A 26,138-nucleotide genomic window follows, 5' to 3' on the forward strand; every position below is an offset into this window, starting at 1 on the left:
GCAACTCGAATTATTTAGCGTATATAGTTTTGAATTGATTTTTGCACAGAAATCAGTAAAATTTTCGGGCTTTTAATATGACACCGGGCTCCGTTCCTCGATGGGGCCCGGTTGTTTTATTCACACAAGAGGATGTTATGGTAACTATTCGTTTAGCACGTCACGGCGCTAAAAAGCGTCCGTTCTACCAGGTTGTTGTCACCGACAGCCGTAATGCACGCAACGGTCGCTTCATCGAGCGCGTTGGTTTCTTCAACCCGATCGCTAGCGGCGCGGAAGAAGAAACTCGCCTGGATCTGGATCGTATCGCTCACTGGGTTGGCCTGGGCGCTACTGTTTCCGATCGCGTTGCCGCGCTGATCAAAGCCGCTAACAAAGCAGCTTAATCTGTCACGGTGGTCATGATGAGCAAGCAACACACCGCACAAGCACCTGTTGATCCGATCGTATTGGGGAAAATGGGTTCTTCCTACGGTATCCGTGGTTGGCTCAGAGTGTTTTCCTCCACCGAAGACGCCGAAAGCATTTTTGACTATCAGCCCTGGTTAATCCAGAAGGCGGGTCAGTGGCAGGTTGTTGAGCTGGAAGGCTGGCGCCACCACAATCAGGACATCATCATCAAGCTGAAAGGCGTTGACGATCGTGATGCCGCGAATCTACTGACTAATTGCGAAATTATCGTGGATTCATCGCAGTTGCCGGAGCTGGAAGAGGGTGACTACTACTGGAAAGACCTGATGGGCTGCCAGGTAGTGACAACGGAAGGCTATAGCCTCGGTAAAGTCATTGATATGATGGAAACCGGGTCTAATGACGTACTCGTCATCAAGGCAAACCTGAAAGATGCATTTGGCATCAAGGAGCGGTTGGTTCCGTTCCTCGATGGGCAGGTTATCAAGAAAGTCGATCTCACTACGCGTACTATCGAAGTAGATTGGGATCCTGGTTTTTAAATTCTCCGGATAAACGGTAAAAGACGGCGCTATGTGGATTGGCATAATTAGCCTGTTTCCTGAAATGTTCCGCGCAATTACCGATTACGGGGTAACTGGCCGGGCAGTAAAAAATGGCCTGCTGAGCATCGAAAGCTGGAGTCCTCGCGACTTCGCTCATGACCGGCACCGTACCGTGGACGATCGTCCTTACGGCGGCGGACCGGGGATGCTAATGATGGTGCAACCTTTACGGGATGCTATTCATGCAGCAAAAGCCGCGGCAGGTGAAGGCGCGAAGGTGATTTATCTGTCACCTCAGGGACGCAAGCTTGATCAAGCGGGCGTCAGCGAACTGGCAACGAATCAGAAACTGATTCTGGTGTGCGGTCGCTACGAAGGGATAGACGAGCGCGTAATCCAAACCGAAATTGACGAAGAATGGTCAATCGGCGATTACGTTCTCAGCGGTGGTGAGTTACCGGCAATGACGCTGATTGACTCCGTTTCCCGGTTCATTCCGGGAGTACTGGGCCATGAAGCTTCGGCAACGGAAGATTCCTTTGCTGATGGGTTGCTGGATTGCCCGCACTATACCCGTCCTGAAGTGTTAGAAGAGATGGAAGTACCGCCAGTATTGCTGTCGGGAAACCATGCTGAGATACGTCGCTGGCGTCTGAAGCAGTCGCTGGGCCGCACCTGGCTTAGAAGACCTGAACTTCTGGAAAACCTGGCTCTGACTGAAGAGCAAGCAAAGTTGCTGGCGCAGTTCAAAAGCGAACACGCGCAACAGCAGCATAAACATGATGGGCAGGCGTGAGCCCCCAATATCAGTTTACCCAGGATAAGAGATTAAATTATGAGCAACATTATTAAGCAACTTGAACAAGAACAGATGAAGCAGGACGTACCTTCCTTCCGTCCGGGTGATACCGTGGAAGTGAAAGTATGGGTTGTTGAAGGTTCCAAAAAACGTCTGCAGGCATTCGAGGGCGTGGTTATCGCTATTCGTAACCGCGGTCTGCACTCTGCATTCACTGTTCGCAAAATTTCCAACGGCGAAGGCGTTGAGCGTGTCTTCCAGACTCACTCTCCGGTAGTTGACAGCATTGCTGTTAAACGTCGTGGTGCTGTACGTAAAGCTAAACTGTACTACCTGCGTGAGCGTACTGGTAAGTCTGCTCGTATCAAAGAGCGTCTTAACTAAGATTCGCTTTCGCGACATCCTGACAGAAGGGCTGGCCAGATGGCTGGCCCTTTTTTTATCTTTGTTGTAACCATCGTGATGTAAATCATTTACAATACGCCCTCTATTCGGAGGGGCGGTGGTCAGCAACAGTTTCCAGCAAACGACACCTAAACGGCGAGCCGCCTGGCTGGCACTGTTGGCGATCCTGTTGATCGTCGTGGCCCCCCTGATCTCCATCTCCCTGCAAAAAGACCCCATGAGCGCCATGCCCGGCATGCACCACGCCATGATGATGGACAGCTCGTCCGCGAGCATGGCGCAAATGCCCGACCACGAGATGGCGATGATGTATAGCACAGACGGCGCCATGCATACCGGACACGAACTGCCGCTGGACCATGCCGAAGCGTGTGGCTATTGCGTGCTGTTAGCCCATGTCCCGGGGCTGCTTTTCGCGCTGGCGCTGTTCGTCGCCATACTCCTGCGGCGCATTCGCCTGCCGGTTTCTCGCCCGGTATTAAAACACTGGCACTACTTCCCCTGGCTCTACCCTGAAACCCGCGCCCCGCCGCGGCTGTCTGCTTTTTCCCTTTAATAAAAATCAATCTGCGCACGGCGCAATAACCTCTTTTGCTTTAAAAAAGGAAGAGTATGACAACCTGCACCTCGCGCGCGGCATGGTTAAACCTGCTGCGTCGCCTCCATTTTTACATCGGACTGTTTATCGGGCCGTTTATCTTTGTCGCTGCCCTGACCGGCACGCTGTACGTGGCGACGCCGCAGCTGGAAAACTGGCTCTATCACGACGCGCTGCATGGCCTTGCCGACGGGGCCCCGCAGCCGCTCAGCGCCCAGATTGCAGTGGCGGAAGAAGCGACCCAGGGTAATCTGCGGCTACTGGCGGTGCGGCCGGCCCCCGCGATGGGGGAGACCACCCGGATTATGTTTGTTGACCCGAGCCTGGGCGAGTCAGAATCCCGGGCCATTTTCGTCGATCCGATCTCGCTACGGGTGAAGGGCGATATGACGGTCTACGGTACCAGCGGCATCCTGCCGCTGCGCCAGTGGATTGATTATGCGCATCGTTCGCTGCTGCTGGGCGACAGCGGGAGGTTATACAGCGAACTGGCTGCCTCATGGATGTGGGTTGCCGCGCTGGGTGGCATTGCCCTGTGGGCGATGACACGTCCAAAACGGCGGATCAATAACGTCCTGCAGAATCATCGTCGGTTGCACGTGACGCTGGGCTGGGGCTTACTGCTGGGCATGCTGCTCTTCTCCGCCACCGGCCTGACCTGGTCGCAATGGGCTGGCGGTAATGTGGATAAAATGCGGGCGGCTTTCGGCTGGTGGACGCCGCAGGTGAATACCCTGCTGCACGGTGAGGCGCCGATGGCGCACGATCCCCACGCCGGGCATCATATGGACGGGATGGCCATGCAGCATCAGTCAGTGCTGCAGCCAGCGCAGTTTGACCTGGTGCTGGCGGTGGCCCGTCAGGCGGGGCTGAACGCCAGCCGGCTGGAGATCCGTCCGCCGGTTTCGAAGGAACGTGCCTGGACGGTAAATGAGATCGACCGCCGCTGGCCGACGCAGGTGGACGCGGTGGCGATCGATGGCGCCACGATGCAGGTGGTGGATCGCACCCGGTTCGCCGACTTCCCGCTGATGGCGAAGCTCACCCGCTGGGGCGTCGATTTCCACATGGGGGTCCTCTTTGGTCTGGCGAATCAGTTGCTGCTGGTAGGGTTCGGCTGCGCGCTGTGCGTCACCATCGGCGTGGGCTACCGGCTGTGGTGGATCCGCCGTCCGCCTCAGGCGGTCTGGGATCCGGCGCATTCGCTGCTGCAGGCATGGCTGTCGCTCGCCTGGCCTGCCCGTGGGCTGGTACTGGGGATAGCGTTAGCCCTGGGTCTGGCCATGCCATTGATGGGGGCAAGTCTGGTGCTGTTCATTGCCGTTGACTACCTGCGCTGGCGCGCGGCAACGGCAATGAGGATGGCGAAGTCCAGCGATTAAGCGAAGGCTTACGGCGTGCTGATGACCACCGTGACCCGGCGGTTTTCAGCGCGCCCGGCCGCCGTGTCGTTGCTGGCGATCGGGTATTTCTTGCCAAGGCCGCGGGTGACTAAATGACTGCGCGGGACATGGGCGCCTTCCGCCCAGGCATCGGCTACGCTATTGGCGCGCTTAAGCGACAGGGCTTCGTTATAGCTATCCTCACCGTAATTATCGGTGTGGCCTTCAAGGCGGCTATGGGTGATCCCGGTCGCCGCCAGCCGCGAGGCCATCGTGGTGATCTGCTGGCGGCTGTCGGGACGTAGTCGGTAGTCATTCTTGTCAAACAGGATGCTATCGGATAAGCCCAGGGACCAATCGCCATTGCTTTCAGTGAAGCCGTAAGATTTCATCGCCGCCACCTGCTCGGGGGTAAATTTTCCCTGAGGAGCCTGGCAACCTGTCAAAAGCGCCGCCGCCATCAGGGCGGGGACGAAATATTTTCTGAGCATAATGAGTCCTTTATTATTTCAGCGTCTGCTGGATACGTTGGTTTTTCATGCGATACATATTCTGATCGGCAAGTTCTTGCAGTGATTCCGCGGTGGCGTGCTCCCACGCCAGGGCATAACCGACGCTCAGCGAGAGCGTGGCGCTATGGCCATTGTGCAGGTTGAATGGCGGAAGAAATTGTTCCGACAGCGCCTGGCACAGAGCCTGCACTTCGGCTTCCGAGCGCACCTCACGCAGCAGAACGGCAAACTCATCGCCGCCGAGACGCCATGCCAGATGGCGTTTTCCGGCGAAGGCCATCAGGCGGCTGGCGACCTCCGTCAGCACTTTATCGCCTGCCGCGTGCCCCCAGTTGTCATTGATCAGCTTGAAGTTATCGCCGTCAAGAAACAGTAATGCCGAGGTCTGGTGATCCACCTCGTTCTTCATCAGTTCGGCGAGCGCGTTGCGAAAGGCGGCGCGGTTAGCCAGGCCGGTCAGCGGGTCATGTAGCGAGCTACGCAACAGCTGGGCATTCTTGGCCTGCAGCTGGCGCTGCCAGTCCTCCATCTCCCCCAGCAGGCTGTTAAAGTCCTGGGCGAAAAGATGGAATTCCTCAATACGCTCCTCGGGCACCCGACGTGAGAAATGACGGTTTTCACGAATATCGTGCACAACCTCGGTGATGCTCTGCAGGGCGGTGACGATCCCCCGGTGCAGGGAGTGGGTCAGCAGCAGGGCAATGAACGAGGCGAGCAGAATGCTGCCGGTCAGTACCAGAATCGAGATACCGAGAAAGTGGCTGATCAGTTCATCAAGCGCGGTCAGTCGCAGCTCGCCGATTTGTTTGCCCTGGTGCCAGATGGGCTGCACCGTGGGCTCCGGAAACAGCCATTGACTGATAAGGCCGCTCACTTGTTCTTTGTTGGCCAGCGGTTCATGGCGCCATGCGGCGAAGTGCTGCTTCTGGCCGTTGAGCACAATCGCCTGGGAAATCTGCCCTTGCTTCCCCAGCGAAGCGAGGGTCTCCTCCGCCGCCGCGCTATCGCCAAACACCAGGGCGGCTTCGAGGCTGCGACCCATGGTCGCGGCAGTGAGCTCTAGATTTTTCTGCGCGTACTGCTTGAGCGTGAAGATTGAGGCTGTGCTTAGCAGCAGCCAGACCAGCGTCATGGAGATCACCACGCTTATCACGCTAATTCGACGAAGCGCGCGTTTAAATGTCGGGCGCGCGGTCTGTGAAAAGTCCTTATTCATGTGGTTTTTTCCGGGCAAGCATCAGGACGTCCGGGTTAACCCGGACCCCGCTGTGCGTCAGAACGTCCAGATTAACGGAGAAGCGGACCCTGTCGTCGTTGATGATCAGGCAAAACGCGCTACCAATGGAGCAATCCGTATTTTGTTCTGCGATGAGTAAAAGCGGCTTCGGGCCATAGCGGCGAGTTAATTCCGACTGTTGGGTCGGCGATTCGCTGCCAAAATAAAAACCATCGCAGGTTGTTTTTAACGCTTCTTCACGATTACGTACTATCACCGGTTGATAGGGCAAGGCATCCGGATCTTCATGAGCCAGGCTATGGGTGAAGCGTGATGAGGCAAAAATGCACAGCTTCGGCGCCCCTGTTAATGCCGGCCAACGGGTGTAGGTCACGATCCCGGAAACAATAGCGCGAACATGTTCTGAAGGTCCGGCAGCAAAAACAGGAGATACCGCGATGAGAAAAAATACAGTCAATAAAAGACGGTGTAATACTGTCATTAACGCTTCCGTCAAATTCGCCATAGCGCGGGAAAAGCCGCTGCCGATGCCCGGCGCAGAATACCACTGTTAACAAAACCCGTCATTACATGCGCCCTTTGCTTTGGGACAAATCTCACCAGGATTTTTCGTAATCGCGATCGCGATAGCGCGCAAGTTTGCTGTGAATTTTGGTTGTGTAAACATTTTTGTACGAATTTTGTTGAGTTAAGTGGCAATTAATTTGTTGGTGTAAATTAAATTTTACGGAATATGGATTGAATTCTTTACTTTGTGTGGTATCGTTACGCCATGCCCGCTGAGGCACCCTTTATCGCAAACGAGCTACACAGGATCGCAATCATGCAAAAAGACGCGCTGAATAACGTACATATTACCGACGAACAGGTGTTAATGACCCCGGAGCAACTGAAGGCGGAATTCCCGCTAAGCGTTGAACAGGAAGCGCAGATTGCGCATGCCCGTGAGACTATCTCCGATATTATCGCCGGCCGCGATCCGCGCCTGCTGGTGGTTTGCGGCCCTTGCTCGATCCACGATCCGGAAGCCGCGATTGAATATGCTCGTCGATTTAAAGCTCTTGCCGCAGAGGTCAGCGATAGCCTCTACCTGGTGATGCGCGTCTACTTTGAAAAACCCCGTACCACTGTCGGCTGGAAGGGGCTGATTAACGATCCGCACATGGATGGTTCGTTTGATGTTGAAGGCGGCCTGAAGATTGCGCGTCGTCTGCTGGTCGAGCTCGTCAATATGGGACTGCCGCTGGCGACGGAAGCGCTGGATCCGAACAGCCCGCAATACCTTGGCGATCTGTTCAGCTGGTCTGCTATCGGCGCACGTACCACGGAATCACAAACGCACCGCGAAATGGCCTCTGGCCTGTCGATGCCGGTCGGCTTTAAAAACGGTACCGACGGTAGTCTGGCGACGGCCATCAACGCCATGCGCGCCGCGGCGATGCCGCATCGTTTCGTCGGCATCAACCAGGCCGGGCAGGTCTGCCTGCTGCAAACGCAGGGTAATCCGAACGGCCATGTGATCCTGCGCGGCGGTAAGGCGCCGAACTACGGTCCGGAAGATGTGGCGAAATGCGAAAAAGAGATGGCGCAGGCGGGACTGAAACCGTCGCTGATGGTAGATTGCAGTCATGGGAACTCCAATAAAGATTTCCGCCGCCAGCCAGCCGTGGCTGAATCCGTTGTCGCACAGATCAAAGATGGCAACCGCTCCATTATCGGCCTGATGATCGAGAGTAATATCCACGAAGGCAATCAGTCCTCTGAACAGCCGCGTGAGACGATGAAATACGGCGTTTCGGTGACGGATGCCTGCATCAGCTGGGAAACCACCGATGCGCTGCTGCGTGAACTGGATAAGGATCTCCGCGGCCATCTGGCGGCCCGTTTGGTGTAAGAGGAAAGTATGGTTGCTGAACTGACCGCGTTACGCGATCAAATTGATGAAGTGGATAAAGCGTTGCTTAGCCTGCTGGCTAAGCGTCTGGAACTGGTGGCCGAAGTCGGCGAGGTGAAGAGCCAGTATGGTCTGCCGATTTACGTCCCGGAGCGCGAGGCGGCGATGCTCGCCTCCCGGCGTGAAGAGGCGGCTGCGCTCGGCGTACCGCCGGATCTGATCGAGGATGTTCTGCGTCGCGTGATGCGGGAATCCTATTCCAGCGAAAACGACAAAGGCTTCAAAACCCTGCACCCGAATCTGCGGCCGGTGGTCATCGTCGGCGGCGGCGGGCAGATGGGGCGTCTGTTTGAGAAGATGTTAACGCTGTCCGGCTACCAGGTGCGTATTCTGGAAAAAGACGATTGGGCCCGGGCGGCGGATATCGTCGCCGATGCCGGCATGGTCATCGTCAGCGTACCGATTCACACCACCGTGGAGACGATCGGCAGGCTGCCGCCGCTGCCGGCGGATTGCATTCTGGTTGACCTTGCCTCGGTGAAAGCGGAGCCGCTGCAGGCGATGCTGGCAGCGCATCAGGGCCCGGTTCTTGGCCTGCACCCGATGTTCGGTCCGGACAGCGGCAGCCTGGCGAAGCAGGTGGTGGTCTATTGTGATGGCCGCCAGCCGGAGGCCTATCAGTGGTTCCTCGAACAAATTCAGGTTTGGGGCGCGCGGCTGCACCGCATCAGCGCCGTTGAGCACGATCAGAACATGGCGTTTATTCAGGCGCTGCGCCACTTTGCCACCTTCGCCTATGGTCTGCACCTGGCAGAAGAGAATGTGCGTCTTGAGCAACTGCTGGCGCTTTCGTCACCTATTTACCGGCTGGAGCTGGCGATGGTGGGGCGCCTGTTTGCCCAGGATCCGCAGCTGTACGCCGACATTATTATGTCATCGGAAAATAACCTGGCGCTGATTAAGCGCTATTACCAGCGTTTCGGCGAAGCGATTGGCTTGCTGGAGCAGGGCGATAAGCAGGCGTTTATCGACAGCTTCCGTAAAGTCGAACATTGGTTTGGCGATTACGCTCAGCGTTTCCAGAGCGAGAGCCGCACGCTGCTGCGTCAGGCGAACGATAATCGGCAGTAAAGCGAAAAAGATGTATACAATAAAGCCAGCGACCGCTGGCTTTTTTTATAGGGATGACAACGATGGCTGAACCACAACCGCTGTTTGACTACACCGGATACCTGCCGGAATGCCCGACCTGGAGCGAGGCTGAACAGGCCCTCTACTGGGCCGATATCATGGAGTGTGAAATCCACCGCTACGATACCCGCAGCGGCGAACACCAGGTGCTGCAGTTTCCGGAGGAGGTCGGCTGTTTCTCCCTGCGTGAGAAGGGCGGATTTATCGTTGCATTACGCAGTGGCATCTGGCTGACCGACGCCCACGGCCTGCTGCGGCGGAAAGTCTGTGATAATCCGAGCAATCCGGAGCTGGCGCGGTTTAACGATGGTGGGACCGATCGCGAGGGGCGTTTTTATGCCGGCACCTTCTGGGGGCCGGGGGATTACAACGGCGCGCTGCTGATGCGAGTCGATAATGACCTGAAGCCGAAAGTGATCCAGTGTGATATCCATGGCGCCAACGGTCTGGCGTTTAGCGCCGACCAGCGCTGGATGTATACCTCTGATACGCCGAACGCCGTGATCTACCGTACGCCGCTGGATGAACAGGGTGAGCCTGGACGACGCGAGGTGTTTCGCCGTTTCCAGCCGGGCGAAGGCATCCCTGACGGGGCGGCGATCGATGTGGAGGGCTGTTACTGGAGCGCGATGTTTGACGGCTGGCGGATTGCTTGTTTCTCGCCGCAGGGCGAGGAGCTGGAGACTTACCCGATGCCGGTTCGTTGTCCGACAATGGTCTGCTTCGGTGGGGCGGATATGAAAACGCTCTATATCACCACAACCCGGGAAAACATGGAGGACGATGAGCTGGCGAAGTACCCGCTGTCAGGCGCCATCTTCACCCTGCCGGTTGCGGTGGCAGGGATGAAGAAATTACCGTTCCGCGAACGTTAAACCGGATCCACTGGCACCACGTTTTCGCTGGGGTAGCAACCGAGGACCTTCATGGAGCGGGTGATTTCCGCCAGCTCCTTTAATGCCTTGCGCATGGGCAGCGAGTCCAGGTTGGCCTGAATATCGAGATAAAACATCTCTTCCCAGGGATTGCCGTGGATCGGGCGAGATTCCAGTTTGGTCATGATCAGATTGTGGTTGCGCAGCACCAGCAGGGCTTCCACCAGGGCGCCCGCCTGCTGACCGGTCGCCATTAACAGCGTGGTCTTGGCCGGAACCTGATCGGAGACGTTCACCGCTTTGCGCGCCAGGACGAGGAAGCGCGTGATGTTCTGCGTCTGGTTGGCCTGGCAGTGCTCCAGCACCTGCAGGCTATACAGGGCGCCACCCGCTTCGCTGCCCAGTGCCGCAACGGCCGGGGAGTTCGCCTGCGCCACTTTTTCCATTGCCGCCGAGGTGCTCTCGGTATATTCAATCTTCCAGTGCGGGTAGCGGCTCAGATACTGGCTGCACTGCTGGAACGGCTGCGGATGGCTGTAGACGGTCTGAATTTTATCGGCATCCGTCGAGGTGCTAACCAGCACGCAATGATCGATAGGGATCGTCAGCTCGCCAACGATCGACAGGCTGGTGTGCTGCAGCAGATCGTAGACGTCGTTGATCCCGCCAGAGCTGGTGTTTTCAATCGGCACCACGGCGTAATCGGCCTGGCCGGTCTCTACCTGATTAAAAATATCGGCGAACTTCGCGCAGCCGCTCTCAATAAACTGCTCAAAATGGCGAGCGGCGTACTGACGCGCCGCCAGATGCGAATAAGAGCCTTTAGGGCCAAGGAAGGCCACGCGGGCCGAATGCGGATTAATTTTATTCAGATGCTGCTGCAGCAGGGTTTGTTGGGTCAGGACGGAGTCTTCGATGATCAGCTGGAACAGGCGGGTGATGTAGTGCGCATCCAGATTATGGCGCTTGCCGATGGTCATCAGACGCTCCAGCAGATCGCGTTCGCGGTCAATATCACGCACTGGACGGTGGGAGGCCAGTTTGGCTTTACCAACCTCAACAGCCAGCCCGCGGCGCTCCGCCAGCAGAGCAAGCAGTTTCTCGTCCAGTGCGCTTATCTTATCGCGCAGCGCCAGTAATGGGTTTTCCTCGGTCATAGATGTTGCCTTTGTTGTTATCAAATAAAAAAGGCCTCCCGGGTGGGAGGCCTTATTGTTCGTCTTCGCATTCTTTCTTATACGACGAATTGCCTCCCGGTCAGGGGAAGGTAAAAAAGAATGCGAAGAAGAACGGGACACGTTTCATGGTAAATTCCTTGAGGTAGTGGGGATTACAGTACCTGTACTGTTTTCACTCTGTCAATAAAAAACGCGCCCGAAGGCGCGTGGCATGACACAACTTAAGTTAAGGATTACTCTTCTTCTTCCACAAAGCCTGCCTCTTTCACCGATGTTGCGGCGCGGCGGGCTTCCCCTTTGTGTTGCACTTTATTCAGCTGCCGTTCCAGCTTGTTGATCAATTCGTTAATGGCGGCGTACATATCTTCATGACGCGCACTGGCAACCAGATGACCGTTTGGCGTATTGATGGTTGCATCAGCGATAAAACCCTGCGGCTCCTTAGACAGAATGATGTGCGGGTTGATTAAATGAGTTTGCCACTTATCCAGTTTGGCGAGACGGTCTGCGACATGCTGGCGGATTGCCGGAGTAATTTCCATTTGTTTACTGGTAATGTTCATTGTCATAAATTTTACCTCTTGTCTTTCCCGTCTTGGTGAATCCAGCATACCTTTCCCAATGTCAAAAAGCGTGATCTAAATCACATTTTATTGTCACTTTTTGTCAACGAATTCATTTTGTGAGACAGGGCAGGAAGAAGTGAGATTTTACTTGTCGAACCCGGTAAAGCAGGCCATATTTGATGAGTTAACCCGGCGCTAAACCGCTTCAGCTTGACGGGATAAAGTATAAAAAAACGGCAGCCACTGGCTGCCGTTTGCGATCCATGAATCAGACTCAGGTGTTCTTGCTGTTCGCGGCGATTATCTTCGCGACTTTGTCCGCCTGGGCGTTCATTTGCATCTGACGATAGGCGTTTTCCATCTTCGGCAGGGCATCGCGGGTGGCCTGGGTATCCGGATAGTTACGCATCATACCTTCCACGCGGTTCACGACGGCAACCCATGCGCCACGGTCGGTGTAGTAATCCACGACCGACAGCTCATATTTGGCCAGGCGATCTTTCAGGAACACCATACGTTTATAGGCGTCAGTGGCGTACTGGCTGTTCGGGTAACCACGCACCAGTTTGGAGAAGTCATTGAAGGCATCGCGCGCGTGCTGTGGATCGCGGTCAGAGCGATCGACACCAAAGAAGCCCTGCAGGGCGCTGTCATCCAGGGCCATGTTGGTCAGGCCGCGCATATAGATGACGTAATCGATATTCGGGTGGGTGGGGTTCAAACGCATGAAGCGATCGATGGCCGCCTGAGCCAGCGGCAGATCGGCGTTTTTGTAATACGCATAAATCAGATCCAGCTGTACCTGTTGGGAATAAGGGCCGAATGGATAACGGTTATCCAACGCTTCCAGTTGCGTTATCGCCTGTTTCCAGTTACCGTCCTGCAGTTTTTGCTGGGCGGTCGCGTAGATTTCATTCGGCGGATTATCAGGCACCTCTTCCTTAGAGCCGGAGCAACCCACCAAAGCCAGGCTCAGTGTGGCGGCTGCCACCAGGTATTTCATGCGCGTCATGACGTTTTGACTTCCTCAAAATGTTTATGCGGGAGAATCTCTGTTCCTGCTCCCGATTAAGACCAGCTACAATAGCACACTATATTAAACGGCAAAGCCGTAAAACCCAACGTTAAACGAAGAAGCTGTATATGGCACAACGAGTACAACTCACCGCAACGGTGACCGAAAATCAACTCGGTCAACGCTTAGATCAGGCTTTGGCCGAATTGTTCCCTGATTATTCGCGATCGCGGATAAAAGAATGGATCCTGGACCAACGCGTATTAGTCAATGGCAGCATTGGCGATAAGCCGAAAGAAAAAGTGCTGGGGGGAGAGCACATCGCTATCGATGTCGAAATCGAAGAAGAGGCGCGCTTCCAGCCGCAGGATATTCCGCTCAATATCGTTTACGAAGATGATGACATCCTCGTGATTAACAAACCGCGCGATCTGGTTGTGCATCCTGGCGCGGGCAACCCTGACGGTACTGTGCTGAATGCGCTGCTGCACTACTATCCGCCGATTGCCGATGTGCCGCGCGCGGGGATCGTGCACCGTCTGGATAAGGACACCACCGGTCTGATGGTGGTGGCGAAAACCATTCCGGCACAAACCCGGCTGGTGGAGTCGTTGCAGCTGCGCGAGATCACTCGCGAGTATGAAGCGGTGGCCATTGGTCATATGACTTCCGGTGGCACAGTGGAAGAGCCGATCAGTCGTCATCCGACGAAACGTACCCATATGGCGGTGCATCCGATGGGCAAACCGGCGGTGACCCACTACCGCATTATGGAACATTTCCGCATCCATACCCGCCTGCGCCTGCGCCTGGAAACCGGTCGTACGCACCAGATCCGTGTGCATATGTCGCATATCACCCATCCGCTGGTGGGTGACCAGGTATATGGCGGCCGGCCGCGTCCGCCGAAGGGCGCGTCGGAGGAGTTCATCACCGCGCTGCGTAAATTCGACCGTCAGGCGCTGCACGCCACCATGCTGCGTCTGTACCACCCGATCACTGGCATTGAAATGGAGTGGCACGCGCCCATCCCACAGGATATGGTCGAGCTCATCGAGGCGATGCGTGCCGATTTTGAAGCCCATAAGGACGATATTGACTGGTTATGACTAAACTGATTGTACCGCAGTGGCCGATGCCCCGCAGCGTGGCGGCCTGTAGTTCGACCCGCATTGGCGGCGTGAGTCTGCCGCCCTATGACTCGCTCAACCTGGGCGCCCATTGCGGAGACAATCTGCAGCATGTTGAAGAAAACCGGCGGCGGATGTTTGCTGCCGGTGGCTTGCCGTCTTACCCGGTTTGGCTGGAGCAGGTTCATGGCACCGATGTTCTGACGCTGGACGGCGGACCCTATCCATCGAAACGCGCAGATGCTTCTTATAGTCGTACGCCAGGCACCGTCTGTGCGGTGATGACCGCCGACTGCCTGCCGGTCCTGTTCTGTAACCGCGACGGCACCGAAGTCGCCGCGGCGCATGCGGGATGGCGCGGCTTATGCGAAGGGGTTCTGGAAGAGACGGTTGCCCGTTTCGCCGATAAAGCCGAAAACATGATGGCGTGGCTGGGCCCTGCCATTGGTCCGCAGGCATTTGAGGTGGGGCCGGAAGTCCGGGATGCCTTTATGGCGAAAGACGAGAACGCGCACCGGGCTTTTCGTCCGGCAGGCGAGAAATATTTTGCTGATATCTATCAACTGGCTCGGCAGCGTCTGGCAAACGTCGGCGTTGAGCAGATTTTCGGCGGCGATCGCTGCACGCTAAGCGAAAAGGATGATTTTTTCTCTTACCGACGCGACAAGACCACCGGTCGTATGGCAAGTTTCATTTGGCTGATATAACCTAGAGAATCAAGACGATCCAGAAGGCAAACTTATTTTTCGCATAGTTCAGGTCTTTAACCTTGAATAATTGAGGGATGACCTCATTTAATCTCCAGTAGCAAATTTGACCTGTTTATGGGAGGAGTTATGCGTCTGGATCGTCTTACCAATAAATTCCAGCTTGCTCTTGCCGATGCCCAGTCACTCGCACTCGGGCACGACAACCAATTCATCGAACCTCTTCATTTAATGAGCGCCTTACTGAATCAGGAAGGGGGATCGGTACGTCCTTTATTAACCTCGGCGGGCGTCAATGCCGGGAAACTACGCACTGACATCGAGCAGGCCTTGAGCCGTTTACCGCAGGTGGAAGGCACCGGCGGCGATGTACAACCTTCTCAGGATTTAGTGCGGATCCTGAACCTTTGCGACAAGCTGGCGCAAAAGAAAAAGGACAACTTTATTTCGTCGGAACTGTTCGTTCTGGCGGCGCTTGAATCGCGCGGTACGCTGACCGACCTTTTAAAATCCGCCGGAGCAACAACCGCCAACGTGACTCAGGCGATTGAACAAATGCGCGGAGGTGAAAGCGTGAACGATCAGGGTGCCGAAGACCAACGTCAGGCATTGAAGAAATTTACCGTCGATCTGACCGAGCGAGCCGAGCAGGGCAAGCTGGATCCGGTGATCGGCCGTGATGAAGAGATTCGCCGTACCATCCAGGTACTGCAGCGTCGTACCAAAAACAACCCGGTACTGATTGGTGAACCCGGGGTGGGTAAAACGGCAATCGTCGAAGGACTGGCGCAGCGTATCGTCAACGGCGAAGTACCAGAAGGGTTGAAAGGCCGTCGGGTATTGGCGCTGGATATGGGGGCGCTGGTGGCCGGGGCGAAATACCGCGGTGAGTTTGAAGAGCGTCTGAAAGGCGTGCTGACTGACCTGTCAAAACAGGAAGGCAACGTCATTCTGTTTATCGACGAACTGCATACTATGGTGGGCGCTGGTAAAGCCGACGGCGCGATGGATGCGGGTAACATGCTGAAGCCGGCGCTGGCGCGTGGTGAACTGCACTGCGTCGGGGCGACAACGCTTGATGAATACCGTCAGTACATCGAAAAAGACGCCGCGCTGGAACGTCGCTTCCAGAAAGTGTTCGTCGCCGAGCCGACGGTAGAAGATACCATCGCTATTCTGCGTGGCCTGAAAGAACGTTACGAGCTGCACCACCACGTGCAGATCACTGACCCGGCGATTGTCGCGGCGGCGACCTTGTCGCATCGCTATATTGCCGACCGTCAGCTGCCGGATAAAGCCATCGACCTTATCGATGAGGCGGCGTCCAGCATTCGTATGCAGATCGACTCCAAGCCGGAAGAGCTGGACCGTCTCGATAGACGTATTATCCAGCTGAAACTGGAACAGCAGGCGCTGAAGAAAGAGTCTGATGAAGCGAGCCTGAAACGTCTCGATATGCTCAACGAGGAGCTGGCGGATAAAGAGCGTCAGTACTCGGTACTGGAAGAAGAGTGGAAAGCGGAAAAAGCCTCTCTCTCCGGCACCCAGACTATTAAAGCCGAGCTGGAACAGGCGAAAATCGCTATCGAACAGGCGCGTCGCGTCGGCGATCTGGCGCGGATGTCCGAGCTGCAGTACGGCAAAATTCCGGAACTGGAGAAACAGCTGGCGGCTGCCACTCAGTCCGAAGGGAAAACCATGCGTCTGCTGCGTAATAAAGTGACGGATGCTGAGATCGCCGAAGTGCTGGCCCGCTGGACCGGTATCCCTGTCTCCCGGATGATGGAAAGCGAGCGCGACAAACTGCTGCGTATGGAGCAGGAGCTGCATCATCGGGTGATTGGCCAGGATGAGGCGGTTGAAGCGGTATCGAACGCCATTCGCCGTAGCCGCGCTGGGCTATCCGATCCGAACCGGCCGATTGGTTCGTTCCTGTTCCTCGGTCCAACCGGGGTCGGTAAAACCGAGCTGTGTAAAACGCTGGCTAACTTTATGTTCGACAGCGACGACGCGATGGTGCGTATCGATATGTCCGAGTTTATGGAGAAACACTCCGTCTCGCGTCTGGTCGGTGCGCCTCCGGGATACGTCGGCTATGAAGAGGGTGGTTACCTGACCGAGGCGGTGCGTCGTCGTCCTTATTCCGTCATTCTGCTGGATGAAGTGGAAAAAGCGCACCCGGATGTGTTCAACATTCTGCTGCAGGTACTCGACGACGGGCGTCTGACCGACGGGCAGGGGAGAACGGTCGACTTCCGTAATACGGTGGTCATCATGACCTCGAACCTCGGTTCCGATCTGATTCAGGAACGGTTTGGCGAACTGGACTACGGTCATATGAAGGATCTGGTACTGGGAGTGGTAAGCCAGAACTTCCGTCCGGAGTTTATTAACCGTATCGACGAAGTGGTGGTCTTCCATCCTCTGGGTGAGAAACACATTGCTTCTATTGCCCAGATCCAGCTGCAGCGTTTGTATAAACGCCTGGAAGAGCGTGGGTATGAAGTGCGGATGTCCGATGAGGCGCTGAAGTTGCTGAGCGCCAACGGTTACGATCCGGTATACGGCGCGCGGCCACTGAAACGCGCTATTCAGCAGCAGATTGAGAACCCGTTAGCCCAGCAGATCCTTTCCGGTGAGCTGGTTCCGGGGAAAGCTGTCGAGCTGGTGGTGAAAGACGACCGTATTGTGGCAGTGCAGTAAATCACAAAACGACAAAAACGGGCCCAACGGGCTCGTTTTTGTTTAAAAACCAGGCAAGAATTAAAGCTCAACACCTGGTTTGGTTGAAAAGTGAGCGGTTGAATTCTTTTTTTGAATTTATCCTTGTCACTTCAGAATTACTCCCTATAATGCGCCTCCACTGACACGGAACAACGGCAAACAAGCCGCCGGGTCAGGAGGATTCAACGACGGAAATCGACGTTGAAAGCCGACAGAGAAAAGCAAAATAAGCGCTTGACTCTGAATGAGGAAAGCGTAATATACGCCACCTCGCGACAGAGCGCTAAAGCGCGTCGCAACTGCTCTTTAACAATTTATCAGACAATCTGTGTGGGCACTCAAAGTGACATGGATTCTTAACGTCCTCGGACGAAAAATGAATACCAAGTCTCTGAGTGAACATGCGTAATTTATTACGAAGTTTAATTCACGAGCATCAAACTTAAATTGAAGAGTTTGATCATGGCTCAGATTGAACGCTGGCGGCAGGCCTAACACATGCAAGTCGAGCGGTAGCACAGAGAGCTTGCTCTCGGGTGACGAGCGGCGGACGGGTGAGTAATGTCTGGGAAACTGCCTGATGGAGGGGGATAACTACTGGAAACGGTAGCTAATACCGCATAACGTCGCAAGACCAAAGTGGGGGACCTTCGGGCCTCATGCCATCAGATGTGCCCAGATGGGATTAGCTAGTAGGTGGGGTAACGGCTCACCTAGGCGACGATCCCTAGCTGGTCTGAGAGGATGACCAGCCACACTGGAACTGAGACACGGTCCAGACTCCTACGGGAGGCAGCAGTGGGGAATATTGCACAATGGGCGCAAGCCTGATGCAGCCATGCCGCGTGTGTGAAGAAGGCCTTCGGGTTGTAAAGCACTTTCAGCGGGGAGGAAGGCGATAAGGTTAATAACCTTGTCGATTGACGTTACCCGCAGAAGAAGCACCGGCTAACTCCGTGCCAGCAGCCGCGGTAATACGGAGGGTGCAAGCGTTAATCGGAATTACTGGGCGTAAAGCGCACGCAGGCGGTCTGTCAAGTCGGATGTGAAATCCCCGGGCTCAACCTGGGAACTGCATTCGAAACTGGCAGGCTAGAGTCTTGTAGAGGGGGGTAGAATTCCAGGTGTAGCGGTGAAATGCGTAGAGATCTGGAGGAATACCGGTGGCGAAGGCGGCCCCCTGGACAAAGACTGACGCTCAGGTGCGAAAGCGTGGGGAGCAAACAGGATTAGATACCCTGGTAGTCCACGCTGTAAACGATGTCGATTTGGAGGTTGTGCCCTTGAGGCGTGGCTTCCGGAGCTAACGCGTTAAATCGACCGCCTGGGGAGTACGGCCGCAAGGTTAAAACTCAAATGAATTGACGGGGGCCCGCACAAGCGGTGGAGCATGTGGTTTAATTCGATGCAACGCGAAGAACCTTACCTGGTCTTGACATCCACAGAACTTTCCAGAGATGGATTGGTGCCTTCGGGAACTGTGAGACAGGTGCTGCATGGCTGTCGTCAGCTCGTGTTGTGAAATGTTGGGTTAAGTCCCGCAACGAGCGCAACCCTTATCCTTTGTTGCCAGCGGTTAGGCCGGGAACTCAAAGGAGACTGCCAGTGATAAACTGGAGGAAGGTGGGGATGACGTCAAGTCATCATGGCCCTTACGACCAGGGCTACACACGTGCTACAATGGCATATACAAAGAGAAGCGACCTCGCGAGAGCAAGCGGACCTCATAAAGTATGTCGTAGTCCGGATTGGAGTCTGCAACTCGACTCCATGAAGTCGGAATCGCTAGTAATCGTAGATCAGAATGCTACGGTGAATACGTTCCCGGGCCTTGTACACACCGCCCGTCACACCATGGGAGTGGGTTGCAAAAGAAGTAGGTAGCTTAACCTTCGGGAGGGCGCTTACCACTTTGTGATTCATGACTGGGGTGAAGTCGTAACAAGGTAACCGTAGGGGAACCTGCGGTTGGATCACCTCCTTACCTTAAAGAACCTGCCTTTGTAGTGCTCACACAGATTGTCTGATGAAAGTAAAGAAGCAAGGCGTCTTGCGATTGAGACTTCAGTGTCCCCTTCGTCTAGAGGCCCAGGACACCGCCCTTTCACGGCGGTAACAGGGGTTCGAATCCCCTAGGGGACGCCACTTGCTGGTTCGTGAGTGAAAGACGCGTGCCGATGTATCTCAAAACTCATCTTCGGGTGATGTTTGAGATATTTGCTCTTTAAAAATCTGGATCAAGCTGAAAATTGAAACGACACACTGTTTAAGTGTGTTCGAGTCTCTCAAATTTTCGCAATCTGAAGACATCTTCGGGTTGTGAGGTTAAGCGACTAAGCGTACACGGTGGATGCCCTGGCAGTCAGAGGCGATGAAGGACGTGCTAATCTGCGAAAAGCGTCGGTAAGGTGATATGAACCGTTACAGCCGGCGATGTCCGAATGGGGAAACCCAGTGCAATTCGTTGCACTATCGTTAACTGAATACATAGGTTAACGAGGCGAACCGGGGGAACTGAAACATCTAAGTACCCCGAGGAAAAGAAATCAACCGAGATTCCCCCAGTAGCGGCGAGCGAACGGGGAGCAGCCCAGAGTCTGAATCAGCTTGTGTGTTAGTGGAACGGTCTGGAAAGTCCGACGGTACAGGGTGATAGTCCCGTACACCAAAATGCACAGGTTGTGAACTCGAAGAGTAGGGCGGGACACGTGGTATCCTGTCTGAATATGGGGGGACCATCCTCCAAGGCTAAATACTCCTGACTGACCGATAGTGAACCAGTACCGTGAGGGAAAGGCGAAAAGAACCCCGGCGAGGGGAGTGAAAAAGAACCTGAAACCGTGTACGTACAAGCAGTGGGAGCACCTTTATGGTGTGACTGCGTACCTTTTGTATAATGGGTCAGCGACTTATATTCTGTAGCAAGGTTAACCGTATAGGGGAGCCGCAGGGAAACCGAGTCTTAACTGGGCGTTAAGTTGCAGGGTATAGACCCGAAACCCGGTGATCTAGCCATGGGCAGGTTGAAGGTTGGGTAACACTAACTGGAGGACCGAACCGACTAATGTTGAAAAATTAGCGGATGACTTGTGGCTGGGGGTGAAAGGCCAATCAAACCGGGAGATAGCTGGTTCTCCCCGAAAGCTATTTAGGTAGCGCCTCGTGAACTCATCTTCGGGGGTAGAGCACTGTTTCGGCTAGGGGGTCATCCCGACTTACCAACCCGATGCAAACTACGAATACCGAAGAATGTTATCACGGGAGACACACGGCGGGTGCTAACGTCCGTCGTGAAGAGGGAAACAACCCAGACCGCCAGCTAAGGTCCCAAAGTCATGGTTAAGTGGGAAACGATGTGGGAAGGCACAGACAGCCAGGATGTTGGCTTAGAAGCAGCCATCATTTAAAGAAAGCGTAATAGCTCACTGGTCGAGTCGGCCTGCGCGGAAGATGTAACGGGGCTAAACCATGCACCGAAGCTGCGGCAGCGACACTATGTGTTGTTGGGTAGGGGAGCGTTCTGTAAGCCTGCGAAGGTGGCCTGTGAGGGTTGCTGGAGGTATCAGAAGTGCGAATGCTGACATAAGTAACGATAAAGCGGGTGAAAAGCCCGCTCGCCGGAAGACCAAGGGTTCCTGTCCAACGTTAATCGGGGCAGGGTGAGTCGACCCCTAAGGCGAGGCCGAAAGGCGTAGTCGATGGGAAACAGGTTAATATTCCTGTACTTGGTGTTACTGCGAAGGGGGGACGGAGAAGGCTATGTTAGCCGGGCGACGGTTGTCCCGGTTTAAGCATGTAGGCGGAGGTTCCAGGTAAATCCGGTACCTTTTAACGCTGAGGTGTGATGACGAGGCACTACGGTGCTGAAGTAACAAATGCCCTGCTTCCAGGAAAAGCCTCTAAGCATCAGGTAACATCAAATCGTACCCCAAACCGACACAGGTGGTCAGGTAGAGAATACCAAGGCGCTTGAGAGAACTCGGGTGAAGGAACTAGGCAAAATGGTGCCGTAACTTCGGGAGAAGGCACGCTGGTGTGTAGGTGAAGTCCCTGCGGATGGAGCTGAGACCAGTCGAAGATACCAGCTGGCTGCAACTGTTTATTAAAAACACAGCACTGTGCAAACACGAAAGTGGACGTATACGGTGTGACGCCTGCCCGGTGCCGGAAGGTTAATTGATGGGGTTATCCGTAAGGAGAAGCTCTTGATCGAAGCCCCGGTAAACGGCGGCCGTAACTATAACGGTCCTAAGGTAGCGAAATTCCTTGTCGGGTAAGTTCCGACCTGCACGAATGGCGTAATGATGGCCAGGCTGTCTCCACCCGAGACTCAGTGAAATTGAACTCGCTGTGAAGATGCAGTGTACCCGCGGCAAGACGGAAAGACCCCGTGAACCTTTACTATAGCTTGACACTGAACATTGAGCCTTGATGTGTAGGATAGGTGGGAGGCTTTGAAGCGTGGACGCCAGTCTGCGTGGAGCCAACCTTGAAATACCACCCTTTAATGTTTGATGTTCTAACGTAGGCCCCTAATCGGGGTTGCGGACAGTGTCTGGTGGGTAGTTTGACTGGGGCGGTCTCCTCCCAAAGAGTAACGGAGGAGCACGAAGGTTAGCTAATCCTGGTCGGACATCAGGAGGTTAGTGCAATGGCATAAGCTAGCTTGACTGCGAGCGTGACGGCGCGAGCAGGTGCGAAAGCAGGTCATAGTGATCCGGTGGTTCTGAATGGAAGGGCCATCGCTCAACGGATAAAAGGTACTCCGGGGATAACAGGCTGATACCGCCCAAGAGTTCATATCGACGGCGGTGTTTGGCACCTCGATGTCGGCTCATCACATCCTGGGGCTGAAGTAGGTCCCAAGGGTATGGCTGTTCGCCATTTAAAGTGGTACGCGAGCTGGGTTTAGAACGTCGTGAGACAGTTCGGTCCCTATCTGCCGTGGGCGCTGGAGAATTGAGGGGGGCTGCTCCTAGTACGAGAGGACCGGAGTGGACGCATCACTGGTGTTCGGGTTGTCATGCCAATGGCACTGCCCGGTAGCTAAATGCGGAAGAGATAAGTGCTGAAAGCATCTAAGCACGAAACTTGCCCCGAGATGAGTTCTCCCTGAGACTATAAGTCTCCTGAAGGAACGTTGAAGACGACGACGTTGATAGGCCGGGTGTGTAAGCGCAGCGATGCGTTGAGCTAACCGGTACTAATGAACCGTGAGGCTTAACCTTACAACGCCGAAGCTGTTTTGGCGGATTTGAGAGAAGATTTTCAGCTCTGATACAGATTACTCGATGCGTCCGTGAGACGTGTTGAAAACAGAATTTGCCTGGCGGCGATAGCGCGGTGGTCCCACCTGACCCCATGCCGAACTCAGAAGTGAAACGCCGTAGCGCCGATGGTAGTGTGGGGTCTCCCCATGTGAGAGTAGGGAACTGCCAGGTATCAAACAAGTGAAGAGCCCATCCTGCCGGATGGGCTTTTTGCGTTTCAGTGGTCCGGCAACCGTGCCGGCATGTCTCCCCGGTGGCGCTGCGCTTACCGGGGCTACGGATTCGCACCCGCCCTGCACGACCTGTAGCCCGGACAAGGTGCGCAGCACCGCCTCCGGGGAAAACCCTGCCATACCCGCCCCATTATCTTCATTCAAAGCAACATAAAACCCCGTCATGGTAATCCCTTCATCATAATCTACTTTTTCCTTGCCCCTGCGCTGGCGTTAATCGCGAAAACCACTCTTACGAAAAAAAATGTGAATACAGTCACATATAAAGATATAACAATTATATAACATTTAGTTCACTAACTAATTTGTCTACGTGACGTGGTACGCCCGACAAGACAGATTGCAGTCTTTGCTGGAGCAATATAACAATGACAGAAAGTAGCATTACCGAACGGGGCGCGCCGGATCAGGCCGATACCCGTCGTCGTATTTGGGCAATAGTTGGCGCTTCCTCGGGGAATCTGGTTGAGTGGTTTGATTTTTACGTTTATTCATTCTGCTCGCTCTATTTCGCCCATATCTTTTTTCCATCTGGCAATACCACCACCCAACTGCTGCAGACGGCAGGCGTATTTGCCGCCGGATTCCTGATGCGTCCCATCGGCGGATGGCTGTTTGGTCGAATCGCCGACCGCCGCGGACGTAAAGCCTCCATGCTTATCTCGGTGTGCATGATGTGCTTTGGCTCACTGGTGATTGCCTGTCTGCCGGGTTATGCGGTCATCGGCACCTGGGCCCCGGCGCTGCTGCTGCTGGCGCGTCTGTTCCAGGGGCTGTCTGTTGGCGGAGAATACGGCACCAGTGCGACCTATATGAGTGAAGTCGCGGTGGAAGGTAAGAAAGGCTTCTATGCCTCCTTCCAGTACGTTACGCTGATTGGCGGTCAACTGCTGGCGGTATTAGTGGTTGTCGCGCTCCAGCAGGTGCTCAGCGATGAAGATCTCCATGCCTGGGGATGGCGTATTCCTTTTGCTCTTGGGGCGGTACTGGCTATCGTCGCGCTGTGGCTGCGTCGCCAGCTGGACGAAACCTCAAAGCAGGAGACCCGGGCGCTGAAAGAGGCTGGATCATTTAAAGGGTTGTGGCGCAATCGCCGGGCCTTCGTGATGGTGTTGGGCTTTACCGCCGCCGGATCGCTGACCTTCTACACCTTTACTACCTATATGCAAAAGTATCTGGTCAACACGGCGGGCATGACGGCTAGCACCGCCAGCGTGATCATGACCGCGGCGCTATTCGTTTATATGCTGGTTCAGCCGCTGTTCGGCGCCTTTTCGGATAAAGTTGGCCGTCGCACCTCCATGCTGTGCTTTGGCGTGCTGGCGACGTTATTTACCGTGCCTATTCTCAGTGCTCTGCAGAAGGTGAGCTCACCGTATGCCGCCTTCGGACTGGTGATCTGCGCCTTGCTGATCGTCAGTTTCTATACCTCTATCAGCGGCATCCTGAAAGCAGAGATGTTCCCGGCTCAGGTCCGCGCGCTTGGGGTAGGGCTTTCCTATGCCGTCGCGAACGCGCTGTTCGGCGGCTCTGCGGAGTATGTCGCGCTGTCGCTTAAGTCGGCGGGGATAGAGCACGCGTTCTACTGGTATGTGACGGTGATGGCGGCCATCGCCTTCCTGGTTTCCCTGATGCTGCATCGCAAGGGAAAAGGCCTGCGCCTGTGACGCTTACTGGTGCGCCAGTTGCCACACAGCATAGCCGGTGGTCGCGCCGGCGACATCCCAGGCGAAATCTTTCCAGCTCCAGCCGCTCCCTGCCGGGCGGCTGTCCCAAAGCTCTTTTGATGCGCCAAGACTGATGGAAAACATCAGGCCAATGGCGGCGCTGCGGTCCCGGCTGTAACCCTGATGTTGCGCATACTCATTGCCGGCGGCAGACAGCATCGCCGAGGCCAGAAAATGCTGGGCTTTGTCCTGACCGGACCATGCATCATTTGCCATGTGGCTGCAGCCCGTTAACAGCAGCGATGTCATCACTATTATCGAACGCATAGCGCTTCCAGAAAAAAGCCCCGTCGACGCGGGGCTGATAGTCAGAGAATACGGCTGATCAACCGGTCAATGCGGATCCGTCGCAGGCGGCGGATCAGTTTTCGCACTTTCACCGGATAGTCGGCGATACTTTGCAGATCCCGATAATGTTTCACTACCGTGGTGTGGGTGCGGATGAGCTTCAGCTCTTTTTCCCGCATGGCCCCCAGCTGCCGCTTTGGATCGTGGATCAGAATGGCGTTTTCCAGATCGAGCCGCCAGGCGCGTGGGTTAAGGTTGTTGCCAGTGAGCAGCATCCACTCATCGTCAACCCACATGCCTTTCAGATGGTAGCTGTTATCGTCATCCTTCCACAGGCGAACGATCAGCTGATCGGTATTGACATAATATTGCAGTCGGCTGAGGAAACGCCGCAGGTTGATCTCATACAGATAGGGAAGCGCACCGATAATTTTAAACGGTTGATCTTCCGGAATGTAGAAATCGTTAGCGGTTTTATCGCCGACAATAATCTCCACCTGTTTACCGTCCCGCAGCAGCTGGATGATATTTCTCACCAGTACGGCAGGGAGGTTGAAGTAGGGGGTACAGATCGTCAGCTTGTGCTCGGCACAAGGCATCAGGTGAAAAATAGTTTTGTTCAGCAGGCTGGATTTCCCCAGTCCTACCAGCGGGGTGACGGAGAGTTCTTCGTCACCAGCGGTGCCGACAAAATGGTAGCTGCGGTCGCGGAGCTCCTGACGGTACTGGCGAATGTCGTTTTTGATTTCCGGGCTTTTTGGCCGATCCGGTCTGTCGAGACGATTAACGCCGCGCCCCTGAACCAGATTATTGTCGACCCAGTCGAACATGACGTCCGCCATTTTGCCGTTACGGATGCACTGATAGCGGTCATAACGGTACTTGTCGTGCTGATGCAGATAAACATCGTTCAGGCTGGCGCCGCTGTAGAGGACGCTGTCATCGATAATAAAGCCTTTGAAATGGAGAACGCCGAGCGCCTCCCGGGTATTAATCGGCACGCCGTAAACGGGGATATCCACACCTGGGTTTTCATCGGCCATCCGGCAATACCAGTCGGCATTGGTGTTGGAGGCGGCGGCGCCGATACGACCACGTTGAGCACGGTGCCAGTCTACCAGAACGCGGACATCCAGTTCCGGACGCTGGCGTTTGGCGTCGTAGAGAGCCTGCAAAATTCCTTTTCCGCCATCATCTTGCTCCAGGTAGAGCGCAATAATGCATATACGCTGAGTGGCGTGGGCAATCCGGGTCAGTAACGCTTCCCTGAAATCCGCAGGGGCGTAAAAGAACTCTACATCATCAACTGACTGAGAAAGCTTAGGGAGTTGGGCAAGGTGTTGTTGATGTTTATTACGCTTAAATTTTGACAACATCACAGTGCGTTTCTTCTCTGTTTATTGAAGGGTCTTCTGTACCATGCAGACGACGTAAGCGGGCAATAATACCAT

The 26,138-nt window shown here is 55.0% G+C and carries 22 protein-coding genes, 1 tRNA gene, 3 rRNA genes and 1 other annotated feature; of the genes, 17 read left to right on the forward strand and 9 right to left on the reverse strand.

Going from position 1 to position 26,138, the window contains the following annotated elements:
* The first annotated feature begins 137 nt into the window (after positions 1–137).
* The 6 genes from rpsP (at position 138) to SP68_RS06010 (ending at position 4,140) form a co-directional block, all read left to right on the forward strand.
* A complete protein-coding gene (gene rpsP, locus SP68_RS05985) occupies positions 138–386 on the forward strand; it encodes a 30S ribosomal protein S16 (protein ID WP_012540839.1) in 249 nt (82 codons plus the stop codon).
* Positions 387–404: 18 nt separating this feature from the next.
* A complete protein-coding gene (rimM, locus tag SP68_RS05990; RefSeq protein WP_008806093.1) occupies positions 405–953 on the forward strand; it encodes a ribosome maturation factor RimM in 549 nt (182 codons plus the stop codon).
* A 31-nt stretch (positions 954–984) separates the two neighbouring features.
* Positions 985–1,752, forward strand: a complete 768-nt coding sequence (gene trmD / locus SP68_RS05995) for a tRNA (guanosine(37)-N1)-methyltransferase TrmD (protein WP_008806092.1) — start codon at positions 985–987, stop codon at positions 1,750–1,752.
* A 39-nt stretch (positions 1,753–1,791) separates the two neighbouring features.
* Positions 1,792–2,139, forward strand: coding sequence for a 50S ribosomal protein L19 (rplS, locus tag SP68_RS06000; RefSeq protein ID WP_002914145.1), 348 nt, complete (start codon positions 1,792–1,794; stop codon positions 2,137–2,139).
* A gap of 118 nt (positions 2,140–2,257) precedes the next feature.
* On the forward strand, positions 2,258–2,716 hold the full coding sequence (locus tag SP68_RS06005; RefSeq protein WP_022064799.1) for a DUF2946 domain-containing protein: 459 nt from the start codon (positions 2,258–2,260) through the stop codon (positions 2,714–2,716).
* A 56-nt stretch (positions 2,717–2,772) separates the two neighbouring features.
* Positions 2,773–4,140, forward strand: a complete 1,368-nt coding sequence (locus SP68_RS06010) for a PepSY-associated TM helix domain-containing protein (protein WP_022064800.1) — start codon at positions 2,773–2,775, stop codon at positions 4,138–4,140.
* Between the two features lie 8 nt (positions 4,141–4,148).
* Here the strand turns inward: SP68_RS06010 and SP68_RS06015 are convergent, their stop codons facing one another.
* Genes SP68_RS06015 through yfiR form a run of 3 tightly spaced genes read right to left on the reverse strand, consistent with a single transcriptional unit; the run spans position 4,149 to position 6,370 of the window.
* Complete coding sequence (locus SP68_RS06015; protein ID WP_008806089.1) at positions 4,149–4,631, reverse strand: OmpA family protein; 483 nt, start codon at positions 4,629–4,631, stop codon at positions 4,149–4,151.
* A gap of 13 nt (positions 4,632–4,644) precedes the next feature.
* The gene (gene dgcN, locus SP68_RS06020; protein ID WP_008806088.1) at positions 4,645–5,868 is read right to left on the reverse strand and encodes a diguanylate cyclase DgcN/YfiN; all 1,224 of its coding nucleotides are present in this window, start codon (positions 5,866–5,868) and stop codon (positions 4,645–4,647) included.
* Complete coding sequence (gene yfiR, locus SP68_RS06025; RefSeq protein WP_022064801.1) at positions 5,861–6,370, reverse strand: regulatory sequestration protein YfiR; 510 nt, start codon at positions 6,368–6,370, stop codon at positions 5,861–5,863. The genes dgcN and yfiR overlap by 8 nt, the downstream gene beginning before the upstream one ends.
* Positions 6,371–6,712: 342 nt before the next feature.
* Between yfiR and aroF the strand changes: the two genes are divergently transcribed.
* From aroF to SP68_RS06040, 3 genes are all read left to right on the forward strand, one after another.
* Positions 6,713–7,783, forward strand: a complete 1,071-nt coding sequence (aroF, locus tag SP68_RS06030; protein WP_022064802.1) for a 3-deoxy-7-phosphoheptulonate synthase AroF — start codon at positions 6,713–6,715, stop codon at positions 7,781–7,783.
* 9 nt (positions 7,784–7,792) lie between these two features.
* On the forward strand, positions 7,793–8,914 hold the full coding sequence (tyrA, locus tag SP68_RS06035) for a bifunctional chorismate mutase/prephenate dehydrogenase (RefSeq protein WP_008806085.1): 1,122 nt from the start codon (positions 7,793–7,795) through the stop codon (positions 8,912–8,914).
* Between the two features lie 62 nt (positions 8,915–8,976).
* Entirely contained in the window at positions 8,977–9,849 is an 873-nt protein-coding gene (locus tag SP68_RS06040) for an SMP-30/gluconolactonase/LRE family protein (protein WP_022064781.1), read from the forward strand.
* On the opposite strand, the gene pheA is transcribed toward SP68_RS06040, so the two are convergent.
* From pheA to bamD, 4 genes are all read right to left on the reverse strand, one after another.
* Positions 9,846–11,006 carry a bifunctional chorismate mutase/prephenate dehydratase gene (gene pheA / locus SP68_RS06045; RefSeq protein WP_012540845.1) on the reverse strand — a complete coding sequence of 387 codons (1,161 nt, stop codon included), beginning with the start codon at positions 11,004–11,006 and terminating at the stop codon, positions 9,846–9,848. The genes SP68_RS06040 and pheA overlap by 4 nt on opposite strands.
* 24 nt (positions 11,007–11,030) lie before the next feature.
* Positions 11,031–11,155 (reverse strand) — a sequence feature (Phe leader region).
* Entirely contained in the window at positions 11,107–11,154 is a 48-nt protein-coding gene (gene pheL, locus SP68_RS27720; protein WP_100632159.1) for a pheA operon leader peptide PheL, read from the reverse strand. Its footprint overlaps the feature before it by 48 nt.
* Before the next feature lie 105 nt (positions 11,156–11,260).
* Entirely contained in the window at positions 11,261–11,596 is a 336-nt protein-coding gene (raiA, locus tag SP68_RS06050; RefSeq protein WP_002914111.1) for a ribosome-associated translation inhibitor RaiA, read from the reverse strand.
* Positions 11,597–11,867: 271 nt separating this feature from the next.
* On the reverse strand, positions 11,868–12,605 hold the full coding sequence (gene bamD, locus SP68_RS06055; protein WP_004145664.1) for an outer membrane protein assembly factor BamD: 738 nt from the start codon (positions 12,603–12,605) through the stop codon (positions 11,868–11,870).
* A gap of 131 nt (positions 12,606–12,736) precedes the next feature.
* Between bamD and rluD the strand changes: the two genes are divergently transcribed.
* The 8 genes from rluD (at position 12,737) to SP68_RS06100 (ending at position 24,339) form a co-directional block, all read left to right on the forward strand.
* Positions 12,737–13,717 carry a 23S rRNA pseudouridine(1911/1915/1917) synthase RluD gene (gene rluD / locus SP68_RS06060; RefSeq protein WP_012967426.1) on the forward strand — a complete coding sequence of 327 codons (981 nt, stop codon included), beginning with the start codon at positions 12,737–12,739 and terminating at the stop codon, positions 13,715–13,717.
* Entirely contained in the window at positions 13,714–14,445 is a 732-nt protein-coding gene (yfiH, locus tag SP68_RS06065; protein WP_008806081.1) for a purine nucleoside phosphorylase YfiH, read from the forward strand. The genes rluD and yfiH overlap by 4 nt, the downstream gene beginning before the upstream one ends.
* A gap of 129 nt (positions 14,446–14,574) precedes the next feature.
* A complete protein-coding gene (gene clpB / locus SP68_RS06070) occupies positions 14,575–17,148 on the forward strand; it encodes an ATP-dependent chaperone ClpB (RefSeq protein WP_008806080.1) in 2,574 nt (857 codons plus the stop codon).
* Positions 17,149–17,613: 465 nt separating this feature from the next.
* Positions 17,614–19,153, forward strand: a 16S ribosomal RNA gene (locus tag SP68_RS06075).
* An 85-nt stretch (positions 19,154–19,238) separates the two neighbouring features.
* A tRNA-Glu gene (locus SP68_RS06080) sits at positions 19,239–19,314 on the forward strand.
* A gap of 178 nt (positions 19,315–19,492) precedes the next feature.
* Positions 19,493–22,397, forward strand: a 23S ribosomal RNA gene (locus SP68_RS06085).
* A 97-nt stretch (positions 22,398–22,494) separates the two neighbouring features.
* Positions 22,495–22,610: ribosomal RNA gene (gene rrf, locus SP68_RS06090) — 5S ribosomal RNA — on the forward strand.
* Together the 16S, 23S and 5S rRNA genes with 1 tRNA gene alongside form the textbook arrangement of a ribosomal RNA operon.
* A gap of 430 nt (positions 22,611–23,040) precedes the next feature.
* On the forward strand, positions 23,041–24,339 hold the full coding sequence (locus tag SP68_RS06100) for an MFS transporter (RefSeq protein WP_012540846.1): 1,299 nt from the start codon (positions 23,041–23,043) through the stop codon (positions 24,337–24,339).
* A gap of 3 nt (positions 24,340–24,342) precedes the next feature.
* On the opposite strand, the gene SP68_RS06105 is transcribed toward SP68_RS06100, so the two are convergent.
* Both SP68_RS06105 and pssA read right to left on the reverse strand, forming a co-directional pair.
* Complete coding sequence (locus tag SP68_RS06105; protein ID WP_008803753.1) at positions 24,343–24,666, reverse strand: YfiM family lipoprotein; 324 nt, start codon at positions 24,664–24,666, stop codon at positions 24,343–24,345.
* 41 nt (positions 24,667–24,707) lie between these two features.
* The gene (pssA, locus tag SP68_RS06110; RefSeq protein WP_008803754.1) at positions 24,708–26,063 is read right to left on the reverse strand and encodes a CDP-diacylglycerol--serine O-phosphatidyltransferase; all 1,356 of its coding nucleotides are present in this window, start codon (positions 26,061–26,063) and stop codon (positions 24,708–24,710) included.
* Positions 26,064–26,138: the final 75 nt, after the last annotated feature.

It is taken from the genome of Klebsiella variicola, assembly GCF_000828055.2.
GTDB lineage: Bacteria > Pseudomonadota > Gammaproteobacteria > Enterobacterales > Enterobacteriaceae > Klebsiella > Klebsiella variicola.

Bases quoted from the DNA above. Each gene is read 5' to 3' on its own strand.
- aroF (WP_022064802.1), top strand. From the start codon at position 6,713: ATGCAAAAAGACGCGCTGAATAACGTACATATTACCGACGAACAGGTG.
- clpB (WP_008806080.1), top strand. From the start codon at position 14,575: ATGCGTCTGGATCGTCTTACCAATAAATTCCAGCTTGCTCTTGCCGAT.
- yfiH (WP_008806081.1), top strand. From the start codon at position 13,714: ATGACTAAACTGATTGTACCGCAGTGGCCGATGCCCCGCAGCGTGGCG.
- SP68_RS06010 (WP_022064800.1), top strand. From the start codon at position 2,773: ATGACAACCTGCACCTCGCGCGCGGCATGGTTAAACCTGCTGCGTCGC.
- tyrA (WP_008806085.1), top strand. From the start codon at position 7,793: ATGGTTGCTGAACTGACCGCGTTACGCGATCAAATTGATGAAGTGGAT.
- rimM (WP_008806093.1), top strand. From the start codon at position 405: ATGAGCAAGCAACACACCGCACAAGCACCTGTTGATCCGATCGTATTG.
- SP68_RS06040 (WP_022064781.1), top strand. From the start codon at position 8,977: ATGGCTGAACCACAACCGCTGTTTGACTACACCGGATACCTGCCGGAA.
- bamD (WP_004145664.1), bottom strand. From the start codon at position 12,605: ATGACGCGCATGAAATACCTGGTGGCAGCCGCCACACTGAGCCTGGCT.
- yfiR (WP_022064801.1), bottom strand. From the start codon at position 6,370: ATGACAGTATTACACCGTCTTTTATTGACTGTATTTTTTCTCATCGCG.
- rplS (WP_002914145.1), top strand. From the start codon at position 1,792: ATGAGCAACATTATTAAGCAACTTGAACAAGAACAGATGAAGCAGGAC.
- SP68_RS06015 (WP_008806089.1), bottom strand. From the start codon at position 4,631: ATGCTCAGAAAATATTTCGTCCCCGCCCTGATGGCGGCGGCGCTTTTG.
- SP68_RS06105 (WP_008803753.1), bottom strand. From the start codon at position 24,666: ATGCGTTCGATAATAGTGATGACATCGCTGCTGTTAACGGGCTGCAGC.
- SP68_RS06100 (WP_012540846.1), top strand. From the start codon at position 23,041: ATGACAGAAAGTAGCATTACCGAACGGGGCGCGCCGGATCAGGCCGAT.
- raiA (WP_002914111.1), bottom strand. From the start codon at position 11,596: ATGACAATGAACATTACCAGTAAACAAATGGAAATTACTCCGGCAATC.
- rpsP (WP_012540839.1), top strand. From the start codon at position 138: ATGGTAACTATTCGTTTAGCACGTCACGGCGCTAAAAAGCGTCCGTTC.
- rluD (WP_012967426.1), top strand. From the start codon at position 12,737: ATGGCACAACGAGTACAACTCACCGCAACGGTGACCGAAAATCAACTC.
- dgcN (WP_008806088.1), bottom strand. From the start codon at position 5,868: ATGAATAAGGACTTTTCACAGACCGCGCGCCCGACATTTAAACGCGCG.
- trmD (WP_008806092.1), top strand. From the start codon at position 985: ATGTGGATTGGCATAATTAGCCTGTTTCCTGAAATGTTCCGCGCAATT.
- pssA (WP_008803754.1), bottom strand. From the start codon at position 26,063: ATGTTGTCAAAATTTAAGCGTAATAAACATCAACAACACCTTGCCCAA.
- pheA (WP_012540845.1), bottom strand. From the start codon at position 11,006: ATGACCGAGGAAAACCCATTACTGGCGCTGCGCGATAAGATAAGCGCA.